General features: G+C 39.7%; 11 protein-coding genes and 1 pseudogene. 10 read left to right on the top strand and 2 right to left on the bottom strand.

All coding sequences use genetic code 11. The annotated features are described in order from the left end of the window. Positions 1–66 precede the first annotated feature (66 nt). From LB452_RS02265 to LB452_RS02220, 10 genes and pseudogenes are all read left to right on the top strand, one after another. On the top strand, positions 67–1,416 hold the full coding sequence (locus LB452_RS02265; RefSeq protein ID WP_224460097.1) for a M24 family metallopeptidase: 1,350 nt from the start codon (positions 67–69) through the stop codon (positions 1,414–1,416). Positions 1,417–1,529: 113 nt separating this feature from the next. Beyond that, positions 1,530–1,715, top strand: a complete 186-nt coding sequence (locus tag LB452_RS02260; RefSeq protein WP_224460096.1) for a hypothetical protein — start codon at positions 1,530–1,532, stop codon at positions 1,713–1,715. Positions 1,716–1,762: 47 nt separating this feature from the next. Next, entirely contained in the window at positions 1,763–2,044 is a 282-nt protein-coding gene (locus tag LB452_RS02255; protein WP_224460095.1) for a Uma2 family endonuclease, read from the top strand. 405 nt (positions 2,045–2,449) lie between these two features. Continuing rightward, the gene (locus LB452_RS02250; protein WP_224460094.1) at positions 2,450–3,268 is read left to right on the top strand and encodes a prephenate dehydratase; all 819 of its coding nucleotides are present in this window, start codon (positions 2,450–2,452) and stop codon (positions 3,266–3,268) included. Then, the gene (locus LB452_RS02245) at positions 3,265–4,425 is read left to right on the top strand and encodes a pyridoxal phosphate-dependent aminotransferase (protein WP_224460093.1); all 1,161 of its coding nucleotides are present in this window, start codon (positions 3,265–3,267) and stop codon (positions 4,423–4,425) included. The genes LB452_RS02250 and LB452_RS02245 overlap by 4 nt, the downstream gene beginning before the upstream one ends. Then, the gene (locus LB452_RS02240; RefSeq protein ID WP_224460092.1) at positions 4,422–5,291 is read left to right on the top strand and encodes a prephenate dehydrogenase; all 870 of its coding nucleotides are present in this window, start codon (positions 4,422–4,424) and stop codon (positions 5,289–5,291) included. Before LB452_RS02245 ends, LB452_RS02240 begins: the two co-directional genes overlap by 4 nt. After that, a complete protein-coding gene (locus tag LB452_RS02235; protein ID WP_224460091.1) occupies positions 5,281–6,363 on the top strand; it encodes a bifunctional 3-deoxy-7-phosphoheptulonate synthase/chorismate mutase type II in 1,083 nt (360 codons plus the stop codon). Before LB452_RS02240 ends, LB452_RS02235 begins: the two co-directional genes overlap by 11 nt. A 237-nt stretch (positions 6,364–6,600) precedes the next feature. Then, a pseudogene (gene tnpA, locus LB452_RS02230) lies at positions 6,601–7,066 on the top strand (IS200/IS605 family transposase). A 717-nt stretch (positions 7,067–7,783) separates the two neighbouring features. Next, complete coding sequence (gene dnaE, locus LB452_RS02225; RefSeq protein WP_224460090.1) at positions 7,784–12,148, top strand: DNA polymerase III subunit alpha; 4,365 nt, start codon at positions 7,784–7,786, stop codon at positions 12,146–12,148. Between the two features lie 319 nt (positions 12,149–12,467). Continuing rightward, entirely contained in the window at positions 12,468–18,329 is a 5,862-nt protein-coding gene (locus LB452_RS02220; RefSeq protein WP_224460089.1) for a T9SS type A sorting domain-containing protein, read from the top strand. 483 nt (positions 18,330–18,812) lie between these two features. Here LB452_RS02220 and LB452_RS02215 read toward each other — a convergent pair whose 3' ends face one another. Beyond that, the gene (locus LB452_RS02215) at positions 18,813–19,232 is read right to left on the bottom strand and encodes a CBS domain-containing protein (protein WP_224460088.1); all 420 of its coding nucleotides are present in this window, start codon (positions 19,230–19,232) and stop codon (positions 18,813–18,815) included. Positions 19,233–20,049: 817 nt separating this feature from the next. Beyond that, complete coding sequence (locus LB452_RS02210; RefSeq protein ID WP_224460087.1) at positions 20,050–22,389, bottom strand: zinc-dependent metalloprotease; 2,340 nt, start codon at positions 22,387–22,389, stop codon at positions 20,050–20,052. Between the last annotated feature and the right edge of the window lie 591 nt (positions 22,390–22,980).

Here is a 22,980-nt window from a genome sequence, read left to right as displayed (position 1 = left end):
TGACACAATAAAGAAGTAACGTTAAAATTATTTCTAACTTAGAATTATAATTTAAAACTTCAACTCATGAAAACCTTGTTAACTCTATTTCTTGTTTTAATAATGTCCATTAGCTTTCAAGCTCAGGATTTCGCTGTTTTGTCTCAAAAAGAGCAATCTGAAGTGATTGACCAATGGCTTGGTGAGCGTCTGGAAACGGTCCTTCCAGAAGTGATGGATAGAGCAGGTATAGACATGTGGCTGGTGATTTCCAGGGAGTACAACGAAGATCCTATCATTAAAACCCTATTACCAAGCACCTGGCTTGCAGCCAGGCGAAGAACCATGTTGTTGATGTACAAGCCAAAATCTAGTGACAAAGTAGAAACCATTGCTGTAGCAAGGTATAATGTGGGAGAACATTTCAAAAAAGCCTGGGATCCCGAACAACAACCAGACCAGTGGAAGCGATTGGTAGAATTGATAAAAGAGAGAAACCCGAATAAAATCGGCATCAATACTTCAGATGATTTTGGACATGCTGATGGATTAAATCATACAGAATATAAATTACTTTTGGAAAATTTACCGAAATCGTATCATAAGAAATTGACTTCAGCTGAAGATTTAGCAGTGGGTTGGTTAGAAACAAGGACTGCTTCAGAATTAGCGACTTACAAACACATTCAAAGCATTGCGCATGACATTATTCAGGAGGGTTTATCAGAACAGGTGATCACTCCTGGGGTTACCAAAACTACAGATGTGGTGTGGTGGTATAGAGACAGGATAAAAGACTTGGGACTAGAAACCTGGTTTCATCCGACCGTTGATATACAAAGAGCAAGTAACGAAAGCAAGGAGCATTTAAGAACCTTCGATAACAACCCAGATCCCGAAGTCATTATGCCCGGTGATGTTTTACATATGGATTTTGGGATTACCTACTTAAGACTTAACACAGATACCCAAGAATTGGCCTATGTCTTAAAACCGGATGAGAAAGAGGTTCCCCAATATTTAGTAGATGCTTTAGCTGTTGGAAATCGTTTGCAGGATATTTTAACTTCCAATTTCAAAACAGGACGAACAGGCAATGAAATTTTGAAGCAGGCTAGAACACAAATGAAAGCTGAAGATATCAAGGGTACGATTTATACGCACCCCATGGGTTATCATGGACATGCTGCAGGTCCAACTATCGGCATGTGGGATAATCAGGGTGATGTGCCTGGTTCTGGAAATTACAGTTTATATCCAAATACCGTATACGCTATTGAATTGAATGCTGAAGTTTTTCTTGAAGAATGGCAAAAACCCTTCAGAGTCATGTTGGAAGAAGGAGCGCATTATGAGGGAGAACAAGTCATTTATTTGAATGGCAGACAGAAAGAATTCTTAACCATTCCAAGACAAGAATCATATTTAAAAAACTAAGTTTCGATTATATTTTTTGAAGGCAACAGCTGTTGTAACCTGATTTAAGTTTGACCAAAAACACACCTAAACAAATATTCTATATAGGTGATTTACAAACAATTAATTTCGTAATGAAGCCAAAAATTACCGATATATCGCAATTGGCTTTCAGCAAAACATATACTGATTATCTGACCTGGAGGTTTCAGGAACGGGTAGAGCTCATCAAAGGGCGTATTTATAAAATAAGTCCGGCGCCAAGGCTTTTCATAAAAGAATTGAAGGTGTTACCCACGTACAGCTATAGAAATTTTTAGAAAATAAGAATTGTAAAGTCTACCAATCGCCGTTTGATGTATGCTTAGTGAAAAATATTGGTGAAGAAGATAAAGAAATCACTACTGTTGTGCAGCCCGATATTTGTGTGATTTGTGACCCCTCCAAATTGGATGATTGTGGATGTGTTGGAGCGCCAGATTTAATTATGGAAGTGCTTTCAAGTTCTACAATGAAAAAAGATTACAACGAAAAGTTTAATCTCTATCAGGAAAACGGTGTCAAAGAATATTGGCTTGTGAATCCGGAAGGAAAGTCACTACAAATATTCTCTTTAGAAAATGAAGAATTTCAGGAATTCCAGATCTAAGAAGACAAAGATGAAATTATAACCTCCAAATTATTTCCAGATTTACAGTTTCCTATGGATCTTGTGTTTGAATATTAAAACTCTATTTTTTAAATCATTACTAAAGATTTACCATCTGTTTTGGTTAAAAGACAATTCTGAACTAGCTATAGTGAAAGAATTTTTAAACCTTCCAAGGCAAGAAACTTATCATAAAGATTAATTTCTTGAATTTTATTTAGGTTTAAGCTTGTTTATTCAAAATAAATTTTAATTTAGTCATATATTACAAGACAAATGACAACTCGTTTTTATTTTTATTTCAACTTTTATTTTGCTAATTCGGCGAAACGAGGTTGATATGAAATAAATTCATTATTAATATATAAAGCCTCGTTTTTACGGGGCTTTTTTTTATTTATAAAAATGAAAGTAGCCATACAAGGAATAAAGGGATCCAACCATTACAAAGCTTTAACCGAGCTTTTTGATGTTGATCATGTTGAGGTTGAAGAGTGTTCAACCTTCCAAAGACTGGTTAGTTCCGTCGTTACTGGCGAATCTCAAAAAGCCATTATGGCTATTGAAAATTCCATTGCAGGGAGTATTTTGCCAAACTACCGACTCATTCTGGATTATAACCTGCAAATCACAGCTGAATATTACTTGAACATCAGTCATAATTTGGTGGCGCTTCCAGGTCAGGAGCTAGCAGATTTAGTTCAGGTTAAGTCGCATCAGATGGCGTTGCACCAATGCAGTTATTTCTTTACAGATCAAACCCATATTCATCTTATAGAGGATGTGGATACGGCCTTACCTGCTCAGGTAATTGCCCAGCAGCAAATCTCTGGCGTTGGAGCACTTGTGCCCAAAGGCACAGCAGAACTCTTCAATTTAAATGTAATTGCTGAAGATGTTCAGAACAATAGCCTCAATGAAACTCGTTTTGTGGTCATCGAAAAACAAGCCAACTTAAGCGATGATGTCAATAAGGCGACCCTTCAGTTTGAAATTGCTCATGAGTCTGGAAGTTTAGCGCGAGTGCTTAATCTTATGGCAGATCACCATTTGAATTTATCCAAAATCCAAAGCATTCCGATTCCAAATAATATATGGAAATACGCTTTTATAGTAGATGTTAGTTTTCAAAATGAACTGCATTTTCAAAAAGCTTTCAAAGCAATTTCAGCAATAAGTATAAACCCGACCTGTGTAGGTCAATACAAAAATGGAAAGTCATGATTTCGTTATCCAACAGACTTCAGGAAACCAAAGAGTACTACTTCAGTAAAAAATTGAGGGAAGTTGCTCAGCTCAAAAAAGAGGGAAAACCCATCATCAATTTAGGGATTGGGAGTCCAGATTTAGCGCCGCCAGAAGAAGTGGTTGAGGAATTGGTGAAGGCCACTTCTCAACAAGGTGCTTACCAATATCAGGCCTATAAGGGTTTAGATGAGTTAAGGCAGGCCATGTCTGGGTTTTATAAAAATCATTATGATGTAAATGTCAATACAGAAACTCAAGTCTTGCCGCTCATGGGATCCAAGGAAGGAATTGCTTTGATTTCTATGGCTTTTCTAAATGAAGGTGATCAGGTTTTGGTACCAAATCCTGGCTATCCTACTTACCAGGCGGCTACCAAATTGCTCAACGCAGAACTCGTTTCTTATAATTTAACCGAAGACAACTCCTGGCATCCAGACGTGGAAGAATTGAAGCAACTGGATCTTTCAAAGGTGAAATTGATGTGGATCAATTATCCTAACATGCCTACGGGTCAGCCTGCAGATCAGGAAAAGCTTCAGGAATTGATTGGTTTTGCAAAAGCCAACGATATTCTATTGGTCAATGATAATCCTTACAGCATGGTTTTGACGGATGAAAAATTTTCAATTTTTCAACTAGAAGGGGCGGAAGAAGTATGTCTAGAATTGAATTCTTTGAGCAAATCTTTTAATCTGGCTGGCTTTAGAGTTGGTTTTTTGGTGGGCAATGCTGAATTTATTTCAGCGGTTTTAAAAGTGAAAAGCAATATGGATAGTGGTATGTTCTTTCCTATTCAAAAGGCAGCCACCAAAGCTTTGCAACTCGACTTAGCTTGGTTTGAAGCTCAAAATGTCATTTACAAAAAACGCCGGGCTTTGATTTGGGAGATGTGTGAAGCTTTAGATTTGAAAGTCAATCCTTCAGCTGTTGGGCTTTTTGTTTGGGCTAAAATCAAATCTAACCAAACCGCTGAAGATCTTGCTGATGAATTACTGTATGACCGGAATTTGTTTGTCACTCCAGGCACCGTGTTTGGGACAAACGGCTCCAACTACGTCCGCTTTTCCTTATGTGTTTCTGAAGATGAACTAAAAACGTGCAAAGAACGCATCTTAAAGCCAAAAGCCGTATGAAAGTAGCAAGTATAGGTCTAGGCCTCATAGGAGGTTCCTTTGCATTATCTCTCAAAAAGAATTTTGCTGAAATACAGCTTTATGGAATGGATAAGAATCCGAAACATCTTCAAAAAGCTCTTGAGCTGAATATTATAGATCAAGCTTTGAGTGATGAAGATCTAATTGAAATGGACTTAGTAGTAGTAAGTATACCTGTAGATAAGGCAAACTCAGTGATTCTGGATGTGCTGGACAAGGTTCATCCAAAGGCTTTGGTGATGGACATGGGTTCGACCAAAGGTAAATTATGCAAAGCTATTGCCGAACACCCAAAACGCGATCAATTTCTGGCAGCACATCCAATTGCTGGAACGGAGTTTTCAGGACCGGAAGCGGCTTTTAGTTTGCTTTTTGAGAAGAAAACAATGATTTTTTGTGATGTTGAGGCCTCACGTCCAGAGCTTTTAGATTTAGCCTTATCATTAATTGCCCCCTTGGAAATGAGCATCAAATACATGGGAGCAGAGGACCACGACAAACACTTGGCTTATGTTTCTCATTTGTCGCACATCAGTTCATTTATGCTAGGTAAAACTGTACTGCAGGTGGAGCAAAATGATAAGACTATTTTCGATTTGGCAGGAAGTGGATTTGCTTCTACGGTAAGATTGGCGAAATCCAATCCGGTGACCTGGACCGCAATTTTCAAAGAAAATCAAGAAGAAGTTGTACGGGCTTTGGAAGAATATATTCATAACCTACAGGCTTTTAAAGGTCAACTTGAACAAAGCCATTATTCAGAAATCAATCAACAATTACAAGAAGTCAATAACCTAACACCTATTTTAAACGGAATATTAAAAAAAGAAAGTCATGGAAATTAACAACACACAGAGAAAATGGTTAGATGCCTTCAATCTAGATCATCCTTTAGTTATAGCAGGACCCTGCAGTGCAGAAACCGAAGAGCAAGTGGTGAAAATTGCTCATCAGCTTAAAGATACAGACACAAGCGTAATGCGTGCAGGCATCTGGAAACCCAGAACCCGACCTGGTAATTTTGAAGGCGTAGGTGCTATTGGTCTGGAATGGTTAAAAACTGCAAAAAAGGAAACAGGACTCAAGCTAGCGACCGAAGTGGCCAACAGGAATCATGTCGAATTGGCTCTCAAAGCGGACATTGATGTGCTGTGGATTGGAGCACGAAGCACCGTGAGTCCATTTATTGTCCAGGAAATCGCGGATGCCTTAAAGGGAACCGATAAAACTGTCCTGGTCAAAAACCCCGTCAATCCAGATTTAGCGCTTTGGTTGGGTGCAGTAGAAAGACTTTATGATGCCGATATTAAAAATCTTGGAGTGATTCACAGAGGATTTTCTACTTACGAAAAAACGAAGTACAGGAATAATCCTGAATGGCAAATTGCGATTGACTTGCAAACTGAATTTCCAGATTTACCAATTATTCTGGATCCCTCTCATATTGCCGGACGACGTGATATTATTTTTGATATCTGCCAAACAGGGCTTGATTTGAATTTTGATGGAATCATGGTGGAGACTCACTTCGATCCGGACAATGCTTGGAGCGATGCCAAGCAGCAAATTACGCCAAAGGCTTTAGATCAAATGACAATTGATCTAAAAATGAGGAAGGAGTTCACGGAAGCAACCGCTTTCCAAAATAAACTACAGACGCTAAGAACTCAGATTGATGTGGTCGATCACCAGCTGATTGATCTCTTAGGAAAACGAATGAAAATCGCAGATGATATAGGTAGGCTCAAAAAGAAAAACAATGTAGCGATTCTTCAGGCCAAACGCTGGAATTTTGTGCTGGATTCTATGATAGAAGCAGGGGGAGAACATAATTTGAGTGAAGAATTCATCACTAAAATTTTAAAGGCGATTCACGAAGAATCCATAAGCCATCAACATAAGATCATTAGTGAGTAGTAGATTGATGTTTTATTAAAAAAAAGAGGTGTTAGCTCTAGCGACTTCCTCGATTAGAATGCGGTTTGTGTTTATAGGTGCTATTTGATAGGTTCAGTGCCCTAATATCTTTGTAGTAGATTTGAATTTAATTTGTGTTTTGAATGTAATATTTTAGATACGGGCTTTAGCCCTGATATCTTCGTAGAAAAACAATTGATTTTATTAAAAAGGGGCAGCGCCCTGACATAAAAAGCGATGGCAAATACATACACGCAATTATACATTCAATTTGTGTTTTCCGTCAAAGGAAGGCAATCTCATCCGAGAACCTTTCAGGAAAGAATTGGAAAAAGTGATGTGTGGTATTGTGGATAATCATAAATGCAAAACCTATGCGATTTATTGCAATCCAGACCACACGCATATGTTTGTAGGGATGCATCCTGATTTATCTCCATCTAAGTTGATGGAACAAGTAAAATCGGGTTCATCTAAATGGATCAATGACAAAGGATTGGTCCACGGAAAATTCAGTTCGCAAAAGGGATTTGGAGCGTTTATATACTCCAAATCCCATATTGATAGGGTAGTGAAATACATTCTGAACCAGCCACAACATCATAAAAAGCAATCCTTTAGAGAAGAGTATTTATCGCTTCTAGAGAAATTTGATGTTGATTATGAGACTAAGTATTTATTTAAATGGTATGATTTGAGCTAATTTAATCTCATAAAAGATATCAGGGCTCTGCCCCTCCGAACAGTTATTAAGGAGCTAAGCTCCTTAATATTCCTAGATCTGAATGCGATGTGTATTTTAGGTGTCTATTCGAAACGGGAGTTCGCCTTGCAATCTTCGTAGAATCGAATGCAATTTGTACTTTATAGACGTTTTTTTTGATAGGAGGTATCGCCCTGAAATTTTCGTATATTTTAGAATCAAATTTGATTAACATAATACAGATACAGATAGGCTTTAACTCTGAAATCTTTGTAGATTTAATAACGTTTTTTGAAAGTGACGTTAACTCTGCAATCATGTAGATTTTTGGATTAAATTTAAGTAACGTGATACAGATAGAAAGGGGTTTTAGCTTTTTGATCTTCGTAGAATTGAATGTGATTTATGTTTAGTAAGTGTTTTTTTGATGGGGCTTTAGCCCTGAAATCTTCGTAATAGATGTATGATTGATTTTTGTAAAGAGGGGCATCGCCCTGACATTACTGTGGCGAGTAAAGATCTTGATATTTCAGGTTTCCAATATCATCATGATGTCGAATTTATTCAAAATTTTCTCAAAACCCTTGACGCTAAAATCAAGTTGACGAAAGGCTTAAAACTCACTATCGGAAAGCGCTTAATTTAGCAGGAATAAATTCAGAATAAAGCCTTTTTAAACTCTGGTTTTTGCTAATTTTATGATCCAAAATTCTGCTCATGTATATCATTTTCGATACCGAAACTACCGGCTTACCTAAACGTTGGAACGCACCAATTACCGATACAGACAACTGGCCAAGAGCCATACAGATCGCGTGGCAGGTGCACGATGAGTGGGGAAATTTGGTGGAGGCCAAGGATTACTTGATCCGTCCTGATGGTTTCGATATTCCTTACGATGCGGAACGAATTCACGGGATTTCGACCGCATTGGCTCAGGAAAAAGGAGAGTCGCTGGATTTTGTTTTAGAAGAGTTCAATGAGGCCTTGCTGAAGTCAAAATTTGTCGTGGGGCAGAACGTTGGTTTTGATGTGAATGTGATGGGTGCAGAATTTCATCGGGCTCGATTGGAGTCGCCGATGGCGTCAATGCCTGTGCTGGACACCTGTACTGAGAAAACAGCAAAACTCTGTCAGATTCCTGGTGGGCGTGGTGGTAAATTTAAACTACCAACGCTTACGGAATTGCACGAGCATTTATTTGGTGAGCCATTTAAAGAAGCGCACAATGCCACAGCCGATGTGGAAGCGACGACAAGGTGTTTTTTGGAATTGATCCGAATTGGAAACTACTCGGAGAAAGAGCTTCAGGTAGAGACGACGTACTTAAGAGAATTTAAAGCTAAACATCCTCAGCCGATTGAAAAGGTCGGACTGAATCACGTCAACCTTAAAAAAGCCTCTGAAAAACTTAAGCAAAAGCAAGAGGCAACATCAGAAGAAAAAGCGCCTTCTAAAGCAGAATTGGATGAAAACTTGGAGCAGCTTCAGGAATCAAGCTTCGTGCATCTGCATAACCATACCCAGTTTTCGGTCTTACAATCGACCACGGCCGTACCAGATTTGGTATCAGCAGCAGCAAAATACAATATGCCGGCGGTGGCGATTACCGATCATGCGAATATGATGGGAGCTTTTCATTTTGTCAATGCAGTGAAAAAACACAATACATCAGTGGCTTCTGAAGATGCTGAAAGTTCCTCTCAGCCTATTAAACCTATTATTGGCTGTGAGTTTTTTGTTTGTGAAGATCACTTGGATCGCACACACAAAGACAATGGCTACCAGATGGTGATTTTAGCTAAAAATAAAAATGGCTATCATAACCTGGCTAAAATGTCATCGATTGGCTTTACCAAAGGTTTTTACTATGTACCGCGAATCGATAAGAAAGTCATTGAAGCCTATAAAGAGGATCTGATTGTGCTCTCGGGAAGCATGTACGGTGAGATTGCCAGCAAGTTGTTGAACCTTGGTGAAAATCAGGCGGAAGAAGCTTTAGTATGGTGGAGAGAAACCTTTGGCGATGATTTCTATGTGGAGATCATGCGTCATCAGCAGGAGGATGAAGATCGGGCCAACGAAGCTCTGATTCGCCTTGCACAAAAACACGATATTAATCTGGTGGCGACCAACAATACGTATTACGCCGACCAGAAAGATGCCAATGCTCACGATATTTTGTTGTGTGTAAAGGACGGTGAAAAACAAGCCACGCCAATAGGGCGAGGCCGAGGTTATCGCTATGGTTTGCCAAACGATCAATATTATTTCAAGTCGGCGGAGGAGATGAAATCTTTGTTTAAAGATTTACCTGAAGCCATTTCCAATTCTGAAAAAATTGCCGAAAAAGTAGAAGCTTTTGAACTGGCCAGAGAAGTCTTACTCCCTGCTTTTGAAATTCCAGAGCAGTTTCTGGATGAAAAAGACAAGGACGATAATGGAAAAAGAGGGGAGAATGCCTATTTAAAACATATCACTTTTGAAGGCGCCAAAGAGCGTTACGGCGATTTAAGCGATGCCATAAAAGAGCGATTGGAATTCGAATTATCGGTCATTGCCAACACAGGCTATCCTGGGTATTTCCTGATTGTAGAAGATTTCATTCGCGAAGCTCGTAAAATGGGCGTTTCGGTAGGACCTGGTAGAGGTTCTGCGGCCGGTAGTGCGGTAGCCTACTGCCTGAAAATTACTAATATCGACCCGATTAAATACGACTTGCTTTTCGAGCGGTTTTTGAATCCGGAGCGAGTGAGCATGCCCGATATTGATATTGACTTTGATGATGAAGGCCGAAGTAAGGTCATGGATTATGTCATCGATAAGTATGGAGAGAACCAGGTAGCTCAGATTATCACCTACGGAACGATGGCGGCGAAGTCGGCGATTCGGGATACCGCCAGGGTTTTAGATCTGCCGCTTTATGAAGCCGATCGTATTGCTAAATTGATTCCAGACATGTCCAAGCTGGGCAAGATCTTTAGCATGGACGAGAAAGAAATTCGGAAGAAATTTAGAGCTGAAGAAATCGATAAGGTTCTGGAACTAATTTCAATTTCAGAACAGGATTCGCCCGAAGCTGAAACGGTCAACCAGGCTAGAATTTTGGAAGGATCGGTAAGGAACACTGGGATTCATGCCTGTGGAGTGATTATTACGCCCGATGATATCACCAAATTCGTTCCTGTGTCGGTGGCCAAAGATTCCAATTTGTACGTCACTCAGTTTGACAACTCGGTGGTGGAAGATGCCGGTCTGCTGAAAATGGACTTCCTGGGTTTAAAGACCTTAACGCTGATTAAAGATACCGTAGAGATTGTAAAAGCACGTCATGGCATTGAGCTGGATCCGGATGCTTTTCCGCTGGATGATAAAACCACCTACGAACTCTTCCAGCGTGGAGAAACCATAGGGATTTTCCAGTACGAATCGCCTGGGATGCAGAAACACATGAAGGATTTGAAGCCAACGGTTTTCGCGGATTTAATTGCGATGAATGCCTTATACCGACCTGGACCGATGGAGTACATCCCGAGTTTCATTAAGCGGAAACACGGTGAGGAAGAGATTTCCTACGACTTACCCGAAATGCAGGAATATCTGGAAGAAACTTACGGGATTACGGTGTATCAGGAGCAGGTGATGTTATTGTCTCAAAAACTAGCCAGTTTTACCAAGGGTGAAGCCGATATCTTGCGAAAAGCCATGGGTAAGAAATTGAAAGACGTTCTGGCGAAATTGAAGCCTAAATTCATTAACCAAGCCAAAGATAACGGGCACGATGAAGAAAAGCTGGAGAAGATCTGGAAAGACTGGGAGGCCTTTGCGAGTTACGCCTTCAACAAGTCTCACTCGACTTGCTATGCTTATGTAGCCTACCAAACGGCTTACCTCAAAGCTCACTATCCAGCGGAATATATGGCGGCTGTGTTGTCCAATAACATGAGTGACATCAAAAAGGTGTCTTTCTTTATGGAAGAGTGTAAGCGCATGGGCTTAGACGTTTTAGGACCAGATGTGAATGAATCTTACTATAAGTTTTCGGTAAATAAAGACAATGCGGTTCGCTTTGGGATGGGTGCTATCAAAGGTGTTGGTGGCGGAGCCGTGAATACCATCGTGGAACACAGAAAAGAGGAAGGGCATTATTTGTCGATTTTTGATCTGGCCAAGCGTATCGATTTGAGAGCAGCCAATAAAAAAGCTTTTGAAAGTCTGGCTTATGCTGGAGCCTTTGATAGTTTGGGAGATGTACACCGTGCGCAGTATTTCCAGGTGACCGAAGGCGATTTGACATTTCTGGAAAAAGTCATTAAGTATGCGGCGAGGTACCAGGAGAATAAAAATTCGGCGCAGGTGAGCTTGTTTGGCGATGCCAGTGAAGTGCAGATTCCCGAGCCAGAAGTGCCACCTTGTGAGCCCTGGCATACCATGCGGACTTTAAAGGCTGAAAAGGAAGTGGTGGGTTTGTTCTTGACGGGTCATCCCCTGGATGATTTCAAACTGGAGATCAATTCATTTTGCAATTCAAGTTTAAGGGATATGTCTCATATTGATCAGAATTTGAACAAAGAAATAAGTCTGGCAGGTGTGGTCACCGATGTGAACCACAGAGTGAGCAAAACCGGAAAAGGCTTCGCCACCTTTGTGCTCGAAGATTATAACGAAAGCCACGAATTTTGGATTTTTGGAGAGGAATATTTGAAGTACAGGCACTTTTTAATCCAGGACAACTTTGTGCATGTGAAGCTGAAAGCCACCCAGTTTATCAACAGGGAAACCGGAGAGCCCGGACGTACGCGTATCGGATTTCTGGGCTTTAAGCAGCTGCAGGATGTGCTGAAAGAAAACGCCAAGAAGCTGACGATCCAAATGGATGTCGCAGACCTGACCGAGTCCCAGGTCCTGGCCATGCAGGACTTATTGTCCAGCTATACCGGTGATCATATCCTGAATTTTGTGGTCTATGAAATGAAGAATAAGATCAAAATCCACATGCCGAGTAAGTCCAGGAAAGTAAATATTTGTAATGAACTGATTTCGGAACTGGAGGAGAAAAAGATCAGCTTTAAACTGAATTAAGCAGCTGAAATACAGCCGGATAAGCAATCTTATAAACCCTTGTAAGGGCCGGGTCAAGTAAACTCACTGATGAGGTCGGGCCGAGCGGAGTCGATACTTTTTATCAGCCGGATAAATTCAAATCGCCTTTCAATCCTGGTTTATTTTAAGCTTTGAAAAATGCCAGAGGAGAGCATCATCTGATGGTTGAAAAAGATCTTCTAAGCTTCTTAAAAGCGCTGCATAAATTTGATTATGAAAGCGATACGGCTTTAATTTTAGAAATAGATAGTGAGCTTCAGAGCGTTTTTTTATATATTTGATTAAATAATCTTTTATTATGAATAAACTACTACATCCCAGGTATTTAGGTTTACTGATCATTCTCCTTTTTACCGCCCCGTCCATCTCCGCTCAAGACGTTATCCATTGCTGGGATTTTAATGGGACAACCCCATATGCATCTCCTATTAATATTGATAATAGGTCAGTTGGAGATGGTGCTATAGAACATAATCTTGATATGACAAATGTAACAGATGTTCCAGGTAGCACAACTGCTTCATGTGATGGAGCAGCTGCCGGAAAGGCTATTCGTATCAGAAGAGGAGATGCAACTTCAGGTAATAATGGTAAACATTTAGATTTAAAATTTTCAACATTAGGTTTCGAAACAATTGGATTAAGATTTTTTAGTTCTAGGACTACAGATGGTTTTGATGATAATGATGTATTATATTCTATCGATGGTGGCTCAAACTTTACTCAATTTATTCAATATTCCCCAAGTGGAGGCGGAAATTTTGGTTCGGCAAATACTATTGATTTTTCAAGTATTCAAGATGTAAACAATAATGAAAACTTCGTAATCCGAATTATTTTAAGAGGAGCCACATCTGATACTGGTGATAACGTAATTGATAATGTACAATTACTTGGAACTCCGATCAGTACAAATGATGACGATTCAGTTGTAGTTGTAGATCCGGCAGAACAAGTGCCTGCTAAAACCATCATTGCTGCAGATGTGACCACTACTTCTCAGGCAGAGTCCATTTTCACTTTTGATATTCAGGATGCAGGAACCAGCGACGGATTACCAACTACCGTAACTAAAATGCAATTTGAACCTGCTACAGGGAATACGGCAGACCTGCCATCAACTTTGAACAGCCTCATTTTAAAAGATGAAACCGGTACAGCAGTGTCAGGAACTTTTGATATTTTTGGAGGTTTAATTGAATTTACGCCAAGTCCGGCCTTAAGCATCCCCGATGGTTTGACTCAAAATTTTACAATTGAAGCTGTTTTATCAGATGAAACTGGTATTATAGATGACGGGTCGGTGATTCAGCTTCAAATCAATACCAATGCAGATTTCCAGGCAGATGCTTCGGGCTCTCAATTTGCTGATACTTTCCCGGCTGATATCGTTGGAAATTTAATCACCATAGACGTTGAAGCTACAAAAATTGTATTCTCACAACAACCTACCGATACCAATGTCAACAACATCATGGACCCCGCTGTGGAAGTTAGTTTTGTAGATGTTTACGGCAATTTGGATACCGATCAAGTCTCCGCTGTTGAGTTAAGCTCTACTGGAGATTTAGATGGCCAACCCGTAAGTGAACCTGCGGTGGATGGAGTAGCTGCATTTTCTAACCTGACGCATTCCGCAGCAGGTTCAGGCTTAACTATGGAGGCTGTTTCAGGTTCTTTTACTGAGATAATAAGTACAACTTATAACATTGCAGCCAATGATTTGACTTCAGAGGTTGTTGGTCCGGGAACTCAGGTGGGACCAGACATACTTGAAGCTGTGGATGCATCAGTCAATGCTAAAGAGGTGTTTCGATTTGATATTTCAGATCTAGGGGGCGATAACGTTCCAACTGAAGTGAATCAGATGCGATTCGTGCCTGCTACAAATAATTCTGTGGATTGGTCAACTGACTTGCAGCAAGTTATTATCAATGATGTTGCTGCCGGAACTTCAATAGCAGGAACTTTTTCTATAACTACTAATGAAATCATCTTTACACCCGATTCTCCAGTTATAGTTGGTGAGGGAAGCGTTTTAAACTTTTCCGTCGATATTTTGCTTAACTCCACTGGAATTGATGATCAGTCTGTAATTCAGTTTCAGGTGGAGGGCACTGATTCTGGTTTTACCGCTGAACCTACTGGCTCTCTTTTTAATTCTAGTTTTACTAATGGTTCTGTGGTTGGAAATGAATTCACTGTTGATGTAGTAGCCACACAGCTAGCGTTTCTTGAGCAACCAACCGATGTTGAAGTCGGTGATACGTTTGTACCGACGGTTCAGGTAGGTTTTGTAGATGCTAATGGAAATATAGATACTTCAAAAACTTCAAATGTTGAGATGTCGTCTTCGGGTGGAGTTTCTAATTTACCCTTTACAGTTTCTGCTTCAGGAGGTATAGCTTCATTTCCTACTATTGTTTTTTCTGAAGAAGCTCTTGGCTTGACTTTAACGGCAGAAACAACAGACACTAGTTTAACAAGTAGTCAATTAATAGAAAGTAATTCATTTAATGTTCAAAATGCAATTATTGCCATCCAGGATTTTGATGGAACGACACCAGAATGGACTTATACTCCTAGTATTGTTATTAATAGTGGCTGGGGTACTTCTTATTTTAATGTCATAGATTCAGGCGCTGCTTTTCCTCTTGCAAGCAGCAGTTTTATAAATAATATTTTTGGTGTTAATAATTTAAACACAGAAAACTCTGGATCAGCTTCACTTGATTTTGATCCTATAGATGTGACTGGGTTTACTGATGTTAATGTTAGTTTTGACTGGGAAGTTAACGGATATGATACAACTTCAGATTTTATTCAATATGAAGTCTTGATAGATGGCAGTAATACAGGTACAGTTTCTCTTTTCACAGGAGATAGTGGAGCTTCTGATGGATCTGGTACAGTGAACGTAACTATTCCTGACGGAACACAAACCGTAGCCTTAAGAATTATAGTTCAGGACACTGGAGCAGACGATTATTTTGGAGTGGATAACGTTAAACTAACCGGAAATTCCAATGCCAGAGATACTGATATTATTGCATCAGACCCACAAATTCCAGCAGGGACGCTTATAGCAGATGTGAATAATGAGATTGGACAGGCGGTTGAGGTGTTTAGTTTTGAGGTGGTAGATTCTGGAAATTTCGATAATCTCCCAACCAACATTACTCAGTTGAGGTTTGTAGCAGGAACTGCTAATTCTGCGGATTGGTCAAATGAAATCCAGGGAATTTCCATTTCAGATGGAACCAATACCTTAATACAAGCCAATCAAACTGTGACCATAAATCCCAATGAAATATTACTGAGCATCACTGGAGATCCTGACACGATGTTTGAAGTTGCTGATGGCACTAGAAAAGTCTATACCGTAAGTGTATATTTAAATGGGGGAGGGATTACCGACGGAGAGGTCATTCAGCTGGCAATAGCTGAAGGTAACCAGGGTCAGCTCGCTTCCAGTGATGGTTCTATATTTTCTCAGGACATCACTGCTTTTGAAGGCAACGCTTTCAATATTGAAGTTATAGGAACACAACTCGAGTTTTTTGAACAACCAACAACTACTTTCGTTGGTGTTAGTATGTCACCTTCTGTAAGAGTTAGAAATCTGGATGCCAAAGGTAATGTAGATCTAGATAATACAGTTAACATTTCAATTACTTCTACAGGAGTTTTAAGCGGTAACCCAGTTTCAAGAAACATAAGTTCTTCTTTGGGTTATGCTAATTTTAACACTCTACAACATACTGCCACAGGCTTTGATTTGACACTTACAGCCTCAACAACATCAGGTCCAACAAGTATAGATAGTGATGAGTTCAATATAATATTAGAGTCAACATTACTCATTTCTGAAGTCATAGATCCAAGTGGTGATTCAAATGGTAGATATGTCGAGCTCTTTAATATGGATGTTGAACCTATAGATTTGGATGATCAGAATTACTTTTTAATCAATCCTTCAGGAACTGGAGAAAGTATACAACTTACAGGTCAAATTATTCCTCCAAAATCTTATTTCATTATTAGTTTCACAGATAATGCAAATTTTAATCCTATTTATGAAAGAGATGCCGACTTTGTAGCATCATCCACTTTAGGATCAGATGGTACCGAGATCTATCAACTTTCTTTTGACGTTAACGAACCGAGAGCTATATTGGATGTCTATGGTGATGCAGAAAACACTGGATGGGAATTTACGGGTCAACGAGCCTACAGAAACATTCCTACCGTAAGAGAGTCTAATTCTACTTATACTAGTTCAGAATGGATTTTAGAATCTGCATCCGTTAACGATGCTACCCCTGGAGTCGGTGATAACGATTTTGTATACAACGGTGATTGGACAACAACTGGCCTTGGCGATCCGGAAGCTTCTAATACTGGAAGCAATCCAGACAAAAGTATTTTTATAGAAAGTGGTACTGTAACCTTAACTGGATCCAATACCATTTCAGATGTGGTCGTCAGAGATGGTGCTACTTTGATCATTGAAGATGCCATTACCTTAAATGGTGATTTTGCAAACTTTACAAGCTCACAGAATGGGAAAGTGACGTTTAGGAGTACAGAATCCAAAACAGCTGTTCTAGGAATTTTTGATGCTACAAATAGAAAATTAGTAGGAAACAATTACGAGATCGAACGCTACATTCCAGCAAGTAATAGAGCTTTTAGATATTTGTCTTCTCCTGTTACTACAGCATTATCACCAAAACCTACTATACGTGATAACTGGCAGGAAGGAGTAAATAACACAGAAACTATTGTTGACGGTGAAGACCCTAATAATCAACTTGGCCCTGATTCAGGTTATGGAACTCATATTACTGGTTCTAAGCCTGATGCAACAGATATTAAAGGGTTTGACGTTACACTTACTGGAAATCCTTCCATGTTTGAATGGAATGCCAGTAATCAGTCATGGAATGCAATCCCAAATACCAATTCCAAAGGATTTAATGCTGGTGAAGCTTATGCAATATTGATTCGGGGAGACAGGTCAACAACACTGAATTCCAATACGGCAGTTGGGCCTGCGACTACGTTGAGGACAACTGGAAGATTGGTTGTAGGGTCTAGAGGTGTTGATAAAGTAGGCTCAAGTACAGGGGATTTCTCGTTGATTGGAAATCCTTATCAGGCCAGAATAAATTTGACTGAATTCATGAATGGTTCTTCTGGGGTTAGTACTCAGTTTGTATATATATACGACGCTACCTTGGGAACTCGAGGAGGTTATGCAACAGTAGATTTGGCAACTGGTACTAATGAAATTTCAGAACCAACTCCTCCAACTTCTGATGCTACTAATATCTTAGAACCCAATCAGTCTTTCTTTGTAGAAACGACTTTAGAATTACAGGCTGTTGTTTATTCTGAATCTTATAAAGCTTCAGAAGTAGGAGGAAATGTAGCGTTCAGCGTTCCTGAGCCAGTTACCAATCTTTACGTCAACCTATATTACGACAATATAGATACCAAAGCGGTTGATGCCGTGAAAGTGAAATTTAGAGCAGGCGCCAACAATGCGAAAGACACTTTAGATGCTACTAAAGTCTGGAATTACGATGAATGGTTTGCTATTGACAGAAATCCAAACTATATGTCGATTGAATCTAGAGACATGCCAACAGCACAGGACAGTGTACCGTTTTACTTGGGTAACTTTACCAAAACAGCTTATCGTTTTGAAATCAAGCCTGAAAACTTTACGAGTGCAAAAGCTTACTTATTCGATAGATACTTAGAAACTTCTACTGAGTTACCATCGGAGGCGACCACGGCAGTTTCTTTTGAGATCGACAACTCTATTCCTGCTTCCAAAGCACCAAATAGATTCGTCATCAAGTTTGAAGAAGTCTCCCTAAGTGATGACAATTTTGAATTGAATTCCAGCTTATCGGTATATCCAAACCCGCTACAAGGAATGCGTTTCAGTATTTCGCATCAGCAAGCTTTTGAGGGTAAAGATCTTAGTTTGAAATTGTTCGACCTTCAGGGGAGAATGATTATCAATCAAACTATAGAGAATACTCCTAATGTTGAAGTTAACCTAAACAAAGAGTTAGCTTCCGGTGTGTATATCTTAAACCTTTCAGACGGAAAAGCCAGCCAGTCAGTCAAGCTGATGGTGAAGTAACAAATAAAAAATAGTGAACCAAAAGCCTAGCTGATTAATCAGCTAGGCTTTTGTTGTTCTGGTCGAAGCCCTTTCAGTATGTACTTGTCATTCTGAGGGAGTTGTGTAAGGATATTAAGTTATAGGTCTTAGGTTTTAGGAAAGTTCGTATGTAACGAATTAAGAATTTTGAATTCATAATTTTAAATTGAGTCAGATGTCATTCTGAAGGAACTTCTTTGGCGACTGAATAATCTCTGTTTCAAGGAAATGTTGAATCTCTTCGGCGAAGCCATAAAACGTCAATTGAGACTTTTAGCTATTAGTAATGTCAGTCTTTATCAAATTTAGAATTCATAATTAAAAATTATTGGTCTCATGACTCCTTGACTTCCGACTATACCATTACTCGACTATACGACTATACGACTACACGAATAACGCTAGACAGTCATCCGAAAACAGTCAAAAAAACCGACTACTGAAAACTGACATAGAAAACCTCTATTTACACTTCGTATTATAAAATCGTATCATATCTGTAGTAGTCACTATGCCTACCAGTTTGTCGTTTTCCAAAACCGGTAGCGCATGGAAATCTTTAGTGGTAAACAGTTCAGCCGCAACTTCAATATCATCTGAGGCCTTGACAAAAGACACTTGCTTAGACATGACTTGTTCCAGCGAAAACATATCATATACAGTAGTTTCTACGGTATCACCATCATCGTCTGTCGCGTCTGCAAACGAAATGCGCAAGAGGTCGTTATAACTCAGCATTCCAACAATTTTATCACCTTTCACCACAGGGAGGTGGCGGATCTTGTTACTCTTAAACAAAGATTCTGCTTTGGTAAGTGTGTCCTCAAGATTGAGTTTTACTAGATTTCGGGTCATTAATTTGTGAATGGGGGTCGTTTTCATGGCTTCTGATTTTGAATTCGTTATAAAGATGCTCTTTATCTAACACTTTTACCATGACTAAAATCAGGATTTCGATAATTAAGATTTTTAAGTACCAGTCAACCATCAACCAGTGAACTGGTCAAACGTCCTACCAGTAAATAAGTTCACCGCTAAATTTTGAATCTTATAATTCGATATTGGTTATTCAGTATTAAAGTCCTGTATCGTGATTCAAAACATCATGGTTCCAATAATTAGTTAGTTTCCAGACGTCAAAATATTTTTGAAATACCAAATTTGAAATAAGAAATCTGAAATAGTAAGGTTGCATTATATTTGACTCCCGACTCCCGCCCCATTGACTATTCGACTGAAGAGGCATCGCCCTGACATCTACTATACTTACTTTTAGAATCTACAAAATGTATTTCTAATCTTAATTGCTGCAGATAAAACTCCAAACCCCGGACGTGGCTCCAAGTCGACCTAATGCTTAAGCTGAATGTCTAATCACATGAAATCTTCCTCAGCCCAAAATCCTGCATGCGTGATACAGTCAGGCAGGTCAAAAGAAAAAAAGGAAACTACTTGTAAATAAAAAAGCAAGGCTTGAAGGCCTTGCTTTTCATTGGAACGGTCTCAAAATCAGATGAAATTTTGACTAACCTTTGGTTTAGTTAGGCAAATATTAATTTTAGAACTGACTTTGAGTTACGGTTCGACCGTACTTGTGTTACGGTCGAACCGTACTTTTTATGATTTTACATTTATAATGGAGCGATTTTTATTTTCAAAATCATTTTTTTCTGAAAATCCAACCACGATTCACTACTCACTAATCACCAGCTTTCATAGCTTTTTCCAGCATTTTCACCATATAGGCGTAGTGTGCTTTTAAAGTCTGGTCACTAGTACTCATTTTGGTTTTTAAGTTTGATAAGACCTTATTTTGAAGAGCAAGACTATGTCCTTTTAACTCCATTGCCAGGTCTTTGTCCTTTTCCAATTCGATCAATTGATGCACTAAATGCTTCTGTAATTCCCGTTCCACCTGGTCTGGTGTAGTCCTTGACGTCAGGATATCTTTTACCAAGGCATCGAGAAGCTCCTGAGGAGATAAACCTTCGCCCGGCAGGGTAGAATGGGTATCCCACATCATATTGAGTCTTCTTGCGCTAGATAGGCGATTGAGAACTCCTTTTTTCATGCTGATCAGGCTCTCAAGCTTTCCATCCTTCGCAAATTTAGACACCAAAGCTTCATCTACCAGCCAGTATTGAGGCGTCCACACGTTTTCACTAATGAAATTCAATGCGTTTTCCTGCTCAGTTTTATTGACCACTTTGTAAGGAACCCCTTTCTGACCTTTATGCAGCAGTGTTTCATGAACGCCACCAACGATGGAAACCACATGATAAATATAGCGTCTGTAAACACCCAGCATTTCGCCGTATAGCTCTTCCAGATCCTCGTAATCCTGACCTTCATTTGTGGTCCACGAGTCGAGATTTTTAGCGACAATCTTCAAGTTGCTCAATCCATACGTACTTGCTTTGACTGAATTATTACCAACATCTTCGGTTTGTGCATCTGGATCGTTTCCTCTGCTTCCAAACATATACAAAGGATCGGTGCTGCGTTGGTCTACAAATTTTTTCAGAATATCCTTGTCTTCCTTAGCAGAGCTATTTGGGAAATACCGGTAACCCCACTCGATGGCATAATCATCATAAGGCCCGAGTTGCCTTACAAAACGTATGTTTTTATCTCCAGGTTGCGCGACGTAATTGTAACGGGCATAATCCATAATCGTCGCGGCGATTCCCATTTTTTGAGTGAATTCACCCGACCTCAAAGATTCCACATCGTAAGCAGAACTGGCTTTCATGTTGTGAGGTAAGCCTAAGGCATGACCAACCTCGTGAGAAATCACGCGTCGCATCATCTCTCCGATTTCCTCTTCCGGTGTATCCAGGCTTCTCGCTTTCGGATTGGCAGCGCCAGTTTCTAGTAAATAGCGGTTACGATAAGACCTTAGGTGGTTGTGATACCAGATGATATCCGATTCAATAATTTCTCCAGTTCTTGGGTCGGAAACACTAGGTCCTACAGCATTTCTGGTCGTAGAAGCCACATACCTAACGGTGGAATAACGGACATCCTCCGGGCTAAAGTCTGGGTCTTCCTTTTCGGTAGGTGCGACTTTTGCCTGAATGGCATTTTTAAATCCAGCTTTTTCAAAAGCTGAATTCCAGTCTTCAATCCCCTGGATAAAGTACTTTCTCCATTTCTTGGGAGTGGCTGGGTCTAAATAGTACACGATAGGTTTTTTGGGTTCTGTCAATTTGCCTCTCGCATAAGCCTTTTCGTCTTTAGGTTCCAGTCTCCAGCGACGAACGAGCTTCACTTCATCTGATTTTAAAGCGTCTGAACTGTAATTGTATTTGGTCAAACCAAACCAGCCCACGCGAGAGTCTTCGTAACGCACCTGCATTTTATCTTCTGGTAAGGCGATGATGGAGTGGTTGATTTGAAAGGTAAAGGTGTTGGTAGAATTGCCACGTGGCGGATTGGAGGTCGGGAAGGTAAGCGTATGGGTGATTTCCGTGTTCTGTGGAAAACTTTTCACCGTATTGATGCGGCTTCGCTTATCATCGGCCTTTCCAATTTTATATTCTGATTTTAATCCGTCCGGAATGATGTTGAAGGAAGGGGAATCAGCATTAAAAAACGATGAGACTTCAATCACGATGTCTTTACCATCTTCAGATTTGATAGGAAACGAGGCTAAAATCGGGTTGAGGTTGTTTTGAGCTACACTCAAACTGATGGGATCATCCTCATCGGCGACATTGGTGGTCAGCACCTGAACCAAATCTATCGACTTGCCCACTTTTACAAAGTGGATCATCTGTTCAGAAGTCTTTGACCCCGCATTTCTGTACGCGGAATAGTTAGCAGGCAATTGCTTAAGTCTTGTGACCATCAGCATATCTTTTTCAAGTGCCTCTTCTGGAAGCTTGAAGTAAAGCTTGTCGTCTTCAAAATAAGTTGTGATCAGCCCTTCACTTTTGGGCATGCTTTCCAGAATGGAATCCAGTTTCTTTTCGGACTTGTCTTGAGCTAAACCGATTTGAAAGCTAAGCGCAAAAACAAAAAGTAATACGTATTTCATGAGTTTGAATTTTTATTTGGACTGAAAATAAGGCTTAAAGTTTAAAACCGTTGACTGTTTTCGATTGACTTTTTGTAGAGTCCTGAATAGGTGTTAGGAAAAGTAGTTTTTGAGTCCGTGAGAAGTGAGACTCTTTTAATTAATAATTTTTAATTCTCAATTTTGAATTATTCGAAATGTCATTTCGATACATCCGCTACAGGCGGACCACTCGCCTGAATGACTAGTCGGGCAGGCTCAATGACCAGCTTAAACCGGTGGCTGAGTGATCCCGACATTTTTGTTGGGATAGTATCGAAGCCACAGTTGTTCAAATTAAAAATTCTCAATTCAAAATTAGTTTTCAGTCAACTAATCAGTGAGTTTTTGAGAGGTGAGTTTTAAATTAATAATTTTTAATTCTCAATTTTGAATTAAAAGAAACCGGCCTACTTTTTATGGATGTATGAAAACAAGAAAGTGGTGAAGCAAGGAAGAGGAGCAATGCCCTAGTGAAATGTTCTGGGTTTGCTGAAACTAATCATAGATGAAGCATTGCTTTTTATTGAAAACGACTGATTTCCAGAAACACCTGTGGCTTTCGCGGAAGTG

The organism is Psychroflexus longus, from assembly GCF_020164595.1.
In the GTDB taxonomy this organism is placed as follows: Bacteria; Bacteroidota; Bacteroidia; order Flavobacteriales; family Flavobacteriaceae; genus Psychroflexus; species Psychroflexus longus.
Note: the sequence above shows the minus strand (reverse complement) of the source record. Positions and strands in the feature narration are given on the sequence as shown.